Annotated in this window: 4 protein-coding genes and 1 riboswitch; all 4 genes read left to right on the top strand. The window is 57.4% G+C overall.

The annotated features are described in order from the left end of the window. The first annotated feature begins 69 nt into the window (after positions 1 to 69). The 4 genes from ACQE3D_RS04720 to ACQE3D_RS04735 all read left to right on the top strand — a co-directional run bounded on the left by ACQE3D_RS04720 (position 70) and on the right by ACQE3D_RS04735 (position 12,701). Entirely contained in the window at positions 70 to 5,235 is a 5,166-nt protein-coding gene (locus tag ACQE3D_RS04720; protein ID WP_313728931.1) for a non-ribosomal peptide synthetase, read from the top strand. A 75-nt stretch (positions 5,236 to 5,310) separates the two neighbouring features. Beyond that, positions 5,311 to 10,323, top strand: a complete 5,013-nt coding sequence (locus ACQE3D_RS04725; RefSeq protein WP_313728930.1) for a non-ribosomal peptide synthetase — start codon at positions 5,311 to 5,313, stop codon at positions 10,321 to 10,323. 1 nt (position 10,324) lies between these two features. Next, complete coding sequence (locus ACQE3D_RS04730) at positions 10,325 to 11,332, top strand: ABC transporter permease (RefSeq protein ID WP_313728929.1); 1,008 nt, start codon at positions 10,325 to 10,327, stop codon at positions 11,330 to 11,332. A gap of 421 nt (positions 11,333 to 11,753) precedes the next feature. Further along, a riboswitch (cyclic di-GMP riboswitch) is annotated at positions 11,754 to 11,830 on the top strand. Positions 11,831 to 11,930: 100 nt separating this feature from the next. Continuing rightward, positions 11,931 to 12,701, top strand: coding sequence for a hypothetical protein (locus tag ACQE3D_RS04735; RefSeq protein WP_313728928.1), 771 nt, complete (start codon positions 11,931 to 11,933; stop codon positions 12,699 to 12,701). The last annotated feature ends 67 nt before the right edge of the window (positions 12,702 to 12,768 follow it).

Below are 12,768 nucleotides of genomic sequence, written 5' to 3' on the forward strand. Positions count from 1 at the left end.
TTTAATTCGGGTTTTTTAGCTGTTTTCGCGCTAATTTTCGATCATTCTTAAATTATTTACTTATATATCATGGGGACGGATATACAGTTTCCGCGAACGCGCGACGAGTTCATCGACGCCAGCAGCGTTTTAGATCGGCTCGCCGTCGCGGGTTCCGGTTCGCGCCAAGCCCTATTGACCGACTTCATTCGCGATTTGTTGGTTGAGTTTCTGGAGTTGGACAGCCCCAACGAGGTGGCCGACGATCAGAATTTCGCAGCCTTGGGCGCGGATTCGATGCAGGCGGTCGACTTCAAGGTAGAGCTTGAAAAGCGCTTGCAGTGCGCTTTGAGGTCGACGGTGCTGTTCGATTATCCCAGTTTGGATTTGCTCACGCGGTATTTGCTGGATGAGGTCTTGTCCTTCGGCGACGTTTCGTCGGTTGACGATCCCTTGGAATCAATCCCGACAGCCGTGAAGGGGCAGGGTCCCGAGCTCGATCCGTTCGCTATCGCCGTGATAGGCATGGCCGGCATATTTCCGGAAGCCGAGAATGCCGCCGCGTTGTGGCGGAAAGTCATTTCAGGTTCGCCGTTGCACGTCGCCAGCCATCCGGGAAAGTCGGAATTGACCTATGCTCGGGTCGATCCGGGCAGATTGCAGGCCCTGGAATGCGTGAAGATGTCGCGGGCCGACTTCGCGGCTTTACCGCGTCAGGAGCAGTTACTTTATCAATGCATCGAAGACGCGTTGCATGACTATCGGCTTGATCTGTCCGCGCTGATAAAAAGTACGACTGCTGTTTACATCGGCAGCCGGGATACGGTGCCGACACCGGACGTGGCCTACCAAATTCCGCTCGCCAACAAGGTTTCGTTTCAATTGAACCTGAAAGGTCCCAGTGAAACGATCAACACGTTTTGCACCAGTGTATATGTTGCCTTACATCGGGCCATACAGAGCCTGCGAGCCGGCGAATGTCAACAAGCGCTGGTCGGCGGCGTCAACGTGATCGGTGCCGACGAATTTACCGAAGCTTCCCGTCAGGGTCTGTACCGGGACATCTTGAGTCCGGACAATCAAACCAAAAGCTTTGGCGATGCCGCCAACGGCTATTTGCGCAGCGAAGGGGCCGGGGTGTTGATCGTAAAACCGTTGGCTGAGGCGGTGCGGGACGGCAACACGATTCTGGGCTTGGTCAGGGGCTCGGCGGTTTATCACGGCGGCCGAGGTTATTCGTTCGAGGCACCGAATTCGCAGGGTCTTAAGGAAGCGATACGCTTGTGCTTAACGCGTGCCGATCTGGACTCGGATTCGATCGACTATGTCGAAGCGCACGGCATCGGCAACCTGATGGCCGATGCGCTGGAGCTAGGCGCTATCGATCAAGCTTACCGGCAGGCCGGCGCCGATTCCGCCAAACGCTGGCATATCAGCAGCGTGAAGCCCAGTATCGGCCATCCGGAAGCCGCTTCTGGTATCGCGTCGATCATCAAGGTGTTGAAAGCCTTCGAGCACGGAGTGCTGCCTGGCGTGGCCGGCCTGGACGCGATCAATAGCGACTTTCCCGCTGGGCACGCCTTGACGCTGCAACACGAAAATCGTCCTTGGCCGGGAGCCGACCGGCCGAAACGCGCGGCCCTGAATAGTTACGCCATCGGTGGGGTAAACGCTCACATTGTTCTCGAGGAATACCGGCCCGATGCCGAGTTGCAAGCTCGGGCCGCCGGTCATTCAGCGCCGGTGACGGTAAAACCGCTGGATGGCTTGAGTCCGGATACGCCGACTTTGGCGGTCGTAGCCAAGCTGGTGAAAGACATTTTTAAGCTGGACTTGGCCACGCTCGATTTATCGCTGTCCCTGATCGATTACGGCTTCGATTCCATCGACGTGGTGCAGTTCGTCGGCCGCTTGAACGAATCTCTGGATTTGGACATCAAATTCAGCCAGGTGTTGGGGATAGACGATTTCGCCGGTTTTTTCGATTTGTTGGCTCGCCGACAGCAGCAAAAGCGCAAGGTGGCGCATGACACCAGCTCCGCGCGCTCGCTGAGTTTGGCGTCGGAGATTCGCAGTCCGTTGTCCGAAGTGCAAAAAGGTCTGTGGTATGTCAACGAACTCGCCCCGGAGTCGATCGCGTTTAACGTGCCGTTGACCTTCAAGGTCTCTGGCGGCGTCGAGGTCGAAAAACTACAGCAAGCGCTCGCCGCGATGTTGGCGGAGTATCCGCTGCTTAGGGCGGCGATTATTCAGCGGAGCGACACCGGCGATAGCGAGCAAGTGATTCGGCCACCGGATGACGGTCCTCTCTGCCATGAAATTCGCCTCGAGTCCGGGGCAATGCTGGATGATTGTTTGTGGGCGCTGTTGAGGCAGCCGTTCGATCTAGCCACGGAGGCATTGGTCAGGCTGTATGCGATCGACGCGGCGGATGCCGGCGCTTACGTGTTTTTCGTGATCCATCACATCGTCTTCGATGGTACCTCGGGCGCGTTGTTTATTGCGTCGTTTTGGCGGAAATATCATGCTTTGCTGGCTGGCGAAACCTTGGTTTGCCAAGCCCCGGACTTGGCTTTTCTGGACTACGTCGAATGGGAGCGCCGCTATCTGGCCGGTAGCGCCGGAGACGAGGATAGGCGTTGGTGGCGCGCATTATTGGCCGATCAAGCGGCGACCTTGAATCTGCCCTACGATCGTATGCCGCAAGCCAGTTTGTCGGCCGACGGCATCGGCTGTCGTAAATATACGCTGGACGACGCGACGCTGGCGGCTCTCAAACAATTGGCGACGCGCTGCAAAACCAGTTTGGCGGTGCTGTTTCTGGCGACATTCCAGATTTTTTTGCACAAGCTCACTCAGGAGTCGGCGCTTACGGTTACCACGCCGGTGCGAGGACGGCCCAAGCAGGCGCACGAGCAGAGTATCGGTTGTTACATCAATGTGATGGTGGTGCCTTACACGATGCAAACCGAGTTGGCCTTCGTGCAATGGGTCCAACAAGCCCGCCAACAATTTTTCGATTGCCTGGACCATGCGCACTATCCGTTTCCCCGCTTGTTGGCGGATTTGGGATTGAATCTGGCCAACCCGCAAGAAAATCCGTTTCCGGTGTCCTACACCTACCAAAATTTCTTCGACGAACTGTTGAATAACGCCGATGTGTTGCAAGGCGTGACGACCTTGTACGAGGTGTTTCAGCAGACCGAAGATCATTACACGCTGGAGATTTACGATTTCCGGCAGAGTCTGCAGATCAATATCAAGTACAAACGCAGTTTGTTCGACGACGCCACGATCACGCGGCATTTGGCTTGCTTCAAGCAGTTGTTGACCAGCGTAATCACCGACCCCGAGCAGGCTATCGGCGGCATCGAAATCGTTCCGCCGGCGGAAAAGCAATGCTTGTTGAGCGATTTCAACGCGACTCAGACCGCGCCGCTTGGCGAATTTTGCATCCACGACCTATTCGTTCGCCAAGCCCTGAAAAGCCCCGATCAGTTGGCGGTGATCGGAGAGGATCGGTCACTCAGCTACCGGGAGTTGCACGAGCAAAGCGACCGGCTGGCGAGCTATCTGCAAGAACGCGGCGTGGCGCCGGATACTGTCGTGGCGGTGTGTCTGCGCCGCTCGCCGCTGATGCTGGTCGGCTTGTTGGGCATCCTCAAGGCCGGCGGCGCCTATTTGCCGCTGGACGCCAATACCCCCGTCGAACGCAGCAAAGCCTTGCTGCTGGACAGCGGCGCCCAAATGCTGCTGACCGAAGCCGGCTTGGCCGACGGCTTGGCTGAAATCCGCGCCGGTTTGGCGATTCAGACCCTGGTGTTGGATAGCGACTGGCCGCTGATCGCCCAAAGCGCCGCGCAACCGCGCCCCAGCGCGCGTCCCGAACATCTGGCCTACGTCATCTATACCTCAGGTTCCACCGGTCAGCCCAAGGGCGTGATGGTCGAACATCGCAACGTCGTCAATCACAATCTGGCGGTGATAGCCGCCTATGCTCTCGACGACCGCGACCGGGTGCTGCAGTTTTCGACGATCAGCTTCGACATCTTCGTCGAAGAAGTCTTCCCGACCCTGCTCAGCGGCGGCGCGGTGGTGATGATGGACGGCGAGCGCTTCACCGACGTGGCGTATCTGAAAAGCCTGCTGGAACGCCACCGGGTCAGTCTGATCAACCTGCCCACCGCCTACTGGCATACGCTGGTGGACCAAGACTTTAGCCACACCGCATTGAGCCGGGTCGTGATCGGCGGCGAAAAGGCCGAGGCGCAAAAATATCGGGCCTGGCGGCAACGCAACCCGAACATCGCGGTGATCAACACCTACGGTCCGACCGAAACCACGGTGATCTCGCTACTGCACCCGATAGATCCGGCCCAAAATGCCGACCAAGCGATACCGCTCGGCAAACCGTTGGCCAACACCCAGGTCTACGTGCTGGACAGCGAACTCAAACCGGTGCCGATCGGCGTGCCCGGCGAACTGCACGTCGCCGGCGCCGGCGTCGCTCGCGGCTATCTCAACCAACCGGAACTGACCGCCGAGAAGTTCATCGCCAACCCGTTCGGTGCCGGCAAGCTGTATAAAACCGGCGATCTGGTGCGCTGGCTGGACGGCGGCAACCTGGCCTTCATCGGCCGCCGCGACCATCAGGTCAAGATTCGCGGGTTTCGGGTGGAAATCGGCGAAATCGAAAATGCCTTGCTGAGTAATCCGAGTGTCCGCAACGCGGTCGTTCTTGCCCAAGAACATGCCGGTGGCAAACAATTGGTCGCGTTCTACCAGCTCGGTCAGGCAATTGACGCAACCGAGTTGAGCCGATTTTTACGCGAGCGCTTGCCCGATTACATGGTGCCGGCCGCCTGGGTCGAGTTGGAGGAAATGCCGTTAACCAGCAACGGCAAGATCAATCGCAAGGTTCTGGAGGATAGGCCGGTCGATCTGTCCGCTCGGACCCATTACGTCGCGCCCGGCAACGCCGTCGAAGCGACCTTGTCCGAGATATGGCGGGATGTGTTGGATCTGGACCAAGTCGGCGTGCAAGACAACTTTTTCGCGCTAGGGGGGCATTCCCTACTGGCGATCCAAATTGTGCTCCGCATCAAGGCCGCGCTAGGCGTGGAACTACCGCTCAGCCGCTTTTTCGAGGCGGCTGACATTCAGCAACTGGCCCTCGCCGTCGCCGGCGGCGCGCAAGTCCAACAGGAAGATTCGCTGGCTAGTTATTTGAAGCACATGGAGGTGTTCATTGTTTAAACACGCTCGATCGCGGCGGAAGGCGTTCGTCCGGATTCAGCGCTTAAGATTTTTGCCATTACCACAGCCAATAGCATGTTGAGTGAATTGATAGCAAAGGGCGCGCGGTTCAGTGCCACATCCGCCGGGGATTTGCAGGTACAGGCAGGCCATGGCCTGCTGACCGAGGCGGTTAAATCCGCGCTGACCGCCGATAAACCCAATGTTCTAGCTTACTTGGCCGGCGACAAAATCGCCTGCCAGTCCTTTTCCCAGGAGCGCTTGTGGTTTCTGGATAGACTGGGGTTTGGCGGCCAGTACCACGTGCCGGGCGTGGGGAAAATCGACGGTCCTTTGGATGTCGACGCGCTGGCGAAGGCGCTGAACTGCATTTATGCCCGCCATGACGCGTTGCGCACCAATTTCACGGCGCTGGACAATATTCCGTTACAAAGAATCCGCCCGGTATCGGAAGTCCTAATCGAGCAGCACGATCTGAGCGGGCTCGGCGAAGAAGCGCGCCAGCACGAACAAAAGCAAAGGTTGAAAAGCTTTATCGAGCAGGCGTTCAACTTGGAACATTCGCCGTTATTCAGGGCGATGCTATTGCGTTTGGACAGCGAAAGCCACGTGCTGGCTCTGTGTCTGCACCACATCATCACCGACGGTTGGTCGATGCGGGTTTTGCTGAACGATCTCACGGCCGCCTACACGGCATTTATCGAAGGCCGGCAGCCGGTATTGCCGGCGTTGGCGGTGGACTACGCGCTGTTCGCCGGCTGGGAACGCGAAACTCAAACGGACGCCAGATTGGCCCGCGAACTGTCTTATTGGCAACGCCAGTTGTCCGGCTATCAAAATCTGGAAATGCCGTTGGATTTCGCGCGTCCGGCCGCCGCCAGCGGAAAGGGTGCTTACCTGTCATTCGAGTTCAGCACGGCCCAGGGGCTAGCGATCAAACAAGCCGCGCGGGCGAGAAAAACCACGCCGTTTACCGTGTTCATGACTGCGGTGTATCTGTTGTTAAGAAAATACAGCGGCCAGGACGATATTTGCTTAGGTATGCCGGTGGCTAACCGCAATCAGCGCGAAATCGAAGACATCGTCGGTTTTTTCGTGAACACCGTCGTGATGCGCATTCATCCCGAGGCGCAATCCAACTTGTCGGTCGATGCGCTACTGGATCATGTGCATGGCGTAATCGTCGACGGCCAGGACAATCAGCACGTGCCGATCGAGAAAATTTTCGACTTATTGCAGCCTGAGCGGGATTTGAGCCGAAGCCCGGTGTTTCAAGTGCTGATCAATTACACGCCGTTACGGCTTGGCGCGGTGCCTTTCGGCAATTGCCGCTTGCAGCCGGTATTCGACTTCGAAATCAACGAAGCAAAATTCGAATTAACCTTCACTTATAACGAGTATGAAGACGATCATGCCGTTATCGGTATCGAGTATGCCTCGGATCTATATTTGCCGGCGACTGTGCAACGGCTGGCGGCGCATCTGTCTCGAATCATGCAGTTTTTGGTCGAGTCGCCGAACGGTACGCTGGCGGAACTGGATCTGCTGGATGCCTACGAACGGCGCAAGATCCTGGAAGATTGGAGCCGGACGGCCGGCAAGCCAGTCCCGGATGCCTGCATCCACGACCTATTCGTCCGCCAAGCGCTGAAAAGCCCCGATCAGTTGGCGGTGATCGGAGAGGATCGGTCACTCAGCTATCGAGAGTTGCACGAGCAAAGCGACCGGCTGGCCGTATATCTGCAAAAGCTAGGCGTCCAGGCCGATACCATCGTGGCGGTGTGTCTGCGCCGCTCGCCGCCGATGCTGGTCGGCTTGTTGGGCATCCTCAAGGCCGGCGGCGCCTATCTGCCGCTGGACGCCAATACCCCCGTCGAACGTAGCAAAGCCTTGCTACTGGACAGCGGGGCCAAGCTGTTGTTGACCGAAGCCGGTCTGGCCGACGGCTTGCATGAAATCCGCGCGGGCCTGGCGATTCAGACCCTGGCGCTGGATAGCGACTGGCCGCTGATCGCCCAAAGCGCCGCGCAACCGCGCCCCAGTGCGGGTCCCGAACATCTGGCCTACGTCATCTATACCTCAGGTTCCACCGGCCAGCCCAAGGGCGTGATGGTCGAACATCGCAACGTCGTCAATCACAATCTGGCGGTGATAGCCGCCTACCATCTCAGCGAGCGCGACCGGGTGTTGCAGTTTTCGACGATCAGCTTCGACATTTTCGTCGAAGAAGTCTTCCCGACCCTGCTCAGCGGCGGCGCGGTGGTGATGATGGACGGCGAGCGCTTCACCGACGTGGCGTATCTGAAAAGCCTGCTGGAACGCCATCGGGTCAGTCTGATCAACCTGCCCACTGCCTACTGGCATACGCTGGTGGATCAAGACTTCAGCGACACCGCGTTGAGCCGGGTCGTGATCGGCGGCGAAAAAGCCGAGGCGCAAAAATACCGGGCCTGGCGGCAACGTAACCCGAACGTCGTGGTGATCAACACCTACGGTCCGACCGAAACCACCGTCATCTCGTTGCTGCACCCGATAGACCCGGCCCAGAATCCCGACCAAGCGATACCGCTCGGCAAACCGCTGGCCAACACCCAAGTCTACGTGCTGGATAGCGAACTCAAACCGGTGCCGATCGGCGTGCCCGGCGAACTGCACATCGCCGGCGCCGGCGTCGCCCGCGGCTATCTGAACCAGCCCGAATTGACCGCCGCGCAATTCATCGCCAACCCGTTCGGCGCCGGCAAGCTGTATAAAACCGGCGATCTGGTGCGCTGGCTGGACGACGGCAACCTGGCCTTCATCGGCCGCCGCGACCATCAGGTCAAGATTCGCGGCTTTCGGGTGGAGTTGGGCGAAATCGAGACCGCCCTGGCCAGGCATCCGGCGGTCAAGTTGGCGGTGGTGGTGGTCGGCGAACACTCTCATAACAAACAACTGCTGGCTTTTTATACCCACGACGGCAAGCCGCCCGAGCAGGAGGTGCTGAAAGCGTTTTTGCGTGAAAGCTTGCCGGAATACATGGTGCCACTCGCACTGTTTGCCGTCGAGGTTTTGCCGATGACGCCCGGCGGGAAAATCGACCGGAACGCCTTGGCGCGGCAAGCGAGCGGCGTACAGATCGGCAATGCCGATTTTAGTCCGCCGAGCGGCCAACTGGAGCAACAACTAGCCGACATTTGGCGGGCGCTGTTGAACATCGAGCGGGTTGGCGTGCGCGACAATTTCTTTCAATTGGGCGGCCACTCCTTGTTGACCGTGCAACTGATTAGTCGTATCAACGCCATTCTCCCCGACAGCTCGTTGAATCTCGCCGATATTTTCAAATACCCGACGATAAAAGCGTTGACCGACTACTTAGAAAGCTCGATGGATAAACCAACGAATTCAGTATATTTGCTTAATCTGCGCTCGGGGATTCCGACGTTTATCGTGCCGGGCATGCCCGGCTTGAGCGACGGCTATGTTGAACTGGCGGAATGCCTCAAGCGCGAAGGGCCGGTTTACGGCTTGCAAATGAAAGGCTATGCGGGCGATCAGCCGGCGGCCACGGTCGAGGAAATGGCGGCGCACAATATCGAGCAGATCGGGCGCGTCTGGCCGCAAGGGCGAATCAATTTATACGCGCACAGTTACGGTGGCACCGTCGTCTACGAAATGCTGCGCCAGTTGCAAGATTCGGCCTACGAAATCGGCGAAGTGGTGTTGATCGATAGCGGTTTGTTGTTGAGGCAAAGCCGCGTGGACAAAGCCTCGGTCAAGGCCTTTTGCAACTTCATGCTGACTAGCGCCGGCATTTCGCCCGAGCCTTATCGCGCCGCCATCGCCGACGTTTTAAAAACCAAGCCCTACTCGGAATGGAAAGACTGCTTTGCGTTGCTGTTGGCGGATATCGTTCCTAATCTGGATGCCGGGGATTTTCGGAAAATCTGGCAGGTGACCGAGGCGTCGATTACCGCTAATTACCGTTACACTGCCAAGTTGCCGTATTCGGTGACGCTGGTGATTGCCGACGGCAGTAAAGGTTGGTTGGCGGCCAACGAGTGGGACGATTATTACCAAACCGTCAACGTCATCAAGGCCAAGGGCGAGCACTTCACGGTGGTCAAGCAGCCATTTTGCGCGGCTTGGTTGCGCGAACTGAGTCCGGAGCCGGCGGCTTCGCCGTCAACGCTAGCCGCGCCGCCGCTTGCCGAGTCTGGCGCGATCGCTAGCCTGCTGAGCGTTAGGGGGCTGGAGAAGCATTACGGAAAAGTCACGGCGGTCGCTGGCGTCAGCTTTGAATTGCAAGCCGGGACGTGTTTCGGCTTGCTGGGTCCGAACGGCGCGGGCAAGACCTCCACGCTGGAAATGATGGAGGGCATACTCAAGCCCAGCAAAGGCGAGATCTTGTTTCGCGGCGAGCCTATCGACCGGCGTTATAGCCAACATATCGGCATTCAGTTTCAGCATACGGCCTTGCCGGACACCCTGACGGTCAAGGAATCCCTGCAACTGTTTCAAAAGCTGTATCCGCGCGGTTTGCCGCTGGAAGAGATTATCGAAGCCTGTGCCTTGCAAGACTATATCAATCGCGATTCCCGTAAATTGTCCGGCGGTCAGCGGCAACGCTTGTTGCTGGGCATCGCCTTGATCAACGATCCCGACATTTTATTTCTGGACGAACCGACCACCGGTCTGGACCCGCAATCGCGCCACAACTTCTGGAGCTTGATTCGGGAGATTAAAACGCGCGGCAAGACCATTGTGCTGACCACGCATTACATGGAGGAAGCGGAGCAGCTTTGCGACGAAATCGCCATCATGGATCAAGGCAGGATTATCGTCCAGGACACGCCACAGAATCTATTGCAGGAGCATTTCGACGGCGTACTGATCCGTTTACCGAGTGCCAGCGGCCTGGCGGACATTCCGGGCTTGCCGTTCGCGGTGACTGCCGGCGCCGAAACGGTCGAGTTCGTCACCGCCAATGTGGAAGCGGCGATCGCCCAATTGACGCGCTTGCATGTCTCGCTGGAAGGCTTGACGGTCGCCACGCCGAATCTGGAAAACCTGTTTCTTAAATTAACCGGCCACTCCTTGAGAAATTGAGATGAAGCATTTTTTGGCATTGCTAAAAGCCCGCAATATCGAATTGATCCGCGACAAAGCCACCTGGATCTGGAATTTCGTGTTTCCGGTGATTTTGATCGTCGGCATAGCGGCGATATTCGACGATCAGGACAGCGCGCTGTTTAAAGTGGGCGTGACCGGCGAGGCTAATTCGCAGATTACCGCGTTTAAGACCACCCAATATCTGCAATTCATCGACTACCCGGAACTGGATAAGGCGTTAGCCAAACTCCAGCATCATCAACTGGATATGGTGGTGCAAGGGGGGGCGGAAAACGGGTATTGGATAAACGACAGTTCCGGGCAGGGCTATCTGCTGGAAAAAGTCCTGCTGGCCGGCGATCCAGCCGCCACCTGGAAAAAGCAAGTGGTTTCCGGGCGGCGGGTACGCTACCTCGATTGGGTTTTGCCCGGCATTTTAGCCATCAACATCATGCACGGCAGTTTGTTCGGAGTCGGATTTACGATCGTCAGGTATCGCAAAAGCGGCGTGCTTAAACGCTTGAAAGCCTCGCCGGTCAACGCTTTTGAGTTCCTGTCGGCGCAAGTCGTCAGCCGGCTGGGGCTGTTGATGCTGGCGGTCGTGCTGCAATTTGTCGCGATGAACGTCTTGTTCGACTTTTTAGTGCAGGGGGCTTATGCCTTGTTGGCGCTGATAGCGGTACTCGGTTCGGTAACTTTGATCAGTCTAGGTTTGTTGATGGCGAGCCGGACCGGTAGCGAGGAGTTGGCCTTGGGCATCCTGAACCTGCTGACCTTGCCGATGATACTGCTGTCCGGGGTTTGGTTTTCGCTGGAAGGCGCACCGGCGCTGTTGCAGAACCTGACGCTGATTTTCCCGCTAACCCACATGCTGCAAGCGGCTCGCGCGGTCATGATCGACGGCGCCGGTTTGGCCGAGATAGCACCGGCGTTGATGAGCCTGGCCGCGATGACGCTGTTGTTTCTAACGACCGCCGCGCTGCGGTTTAAATGGGTGGAAGATTGAGGATCGGTCAATCCATGGAGGTCCGTGCGACTCACCGGGAGCTGGCGCATTCCGCCCGTTGATTCGACGCGGCTTAGGTTTCAATTGTTACAAATACCGGCAAATCGTTTGAATAGGTGATTTCACGCAGTTGCTGAGGCAAATCACGTGGTTTGGGTTTGTTTGGCCGTCGGTAAAAATGTTAGTCGTTGTAAAACAATGACTTTTTAATTGGCCTGGTCTTTGCTGTTAGATCAGCAACTCGGGAAATGACGATAGGTTTATGTCGGCGGGTTTGCGTTTCGCGACGCCCTCTCTAAGCCAGTATCGTTGGGTTTCGAGCCTTGGCGGCTGCCCAATGACGGCATCTTGCGCCGTTCGGAAAAGCCGCCGGAAATCTAGGAAAACCTCGCTCAAGGATTCGGGCGATGCCGCACGGAAGCGGCAATTTCGCCACATCCGCCGCGAGGCGGAGCCGGAAAGCCACGGGTCTTGGAATAAGACGGCCGGGTTGCCTTCGAACTTTGGGCTCTGCAATGGGATGTGACGCGCTTCCATCCGTATCGGGGCCTGGATTTTGCCCATTAAATCAATCTTAGATCGTTTTGTAAGGAAAACAATGAACCTATTAAACAAACACAGTTTGAAAGCGGCCTATGCCGGCGTTCTGGCAATCAGCGTATTCGGCGGCGGTCTGTTAACGGCAGGCGATGCCAACGCGGCCCTCGTTAGCGGCGTCGCGAATATGACCATCGACAATTCAGCATTTACCTCGGCCGTTGGCGGTTCCGAAGGTTGGTATATCGCCAATTTTTGGGACGAGACTTATAACGCAACGCCGATCGATCTGGACACGACCGGCGGTGTTGCTCTCAGTCAGACCGAGACCTTCAGCGTTTCGTTGCCGGTGAACGCCAATGGCACCACCATCAGCTACGGCGCGAGAAAGCAGGAGGCCACGACGATGGATGCCAGCAACACGGCGGCAGGCCAAATCGGCTTGAGCGGTGCATTTCGGATGGAACCCGCCGGTGGCGGCTCCTACCTGAACCCCGGTGATTTTTACCTGAAAAAAGCCGGTGGGACGTGGAATATCTTTACCTACAGCGCCGGTTTTAGTAGCCCCGCGCAAGATCCAGCCTTGTTCCGCTTGGTGAATGCCACCGAGTCGGTAAACGGTAACGGCGAATTATCGCTAAGCGGCGATTTGTATCTTTCCACTTTGGGTTACTCCTGGAATTTGCTGTTTAACGGCAGCACATCGGTCAAAGTGGGTACCTTCAATCTGGCGCCCGCCGCAGTGCCGCTGCCGGCCGGCGTGTGGTTGTTCGGGAGCGGATTGGTTGGCCTGTTAGGCGCTTCCAGAGGTAAATCGGGCTTATCCGCCTAAGCCTACCAGACCGCTCAACCTTCCGTCGCAAAAGGCTGCGGGGCGCTTTGCTTTCCGTTAACGGACG

This window comes from Methylomonas sp. MS20 (assembly GCF_050275925.1).
GTDB lineage: Bacteria > Pseudomonadota > Gammaproteobacteria > Methylococcales > Methylomonadaceae > Methylomonas > Methylomonas koyamae_A.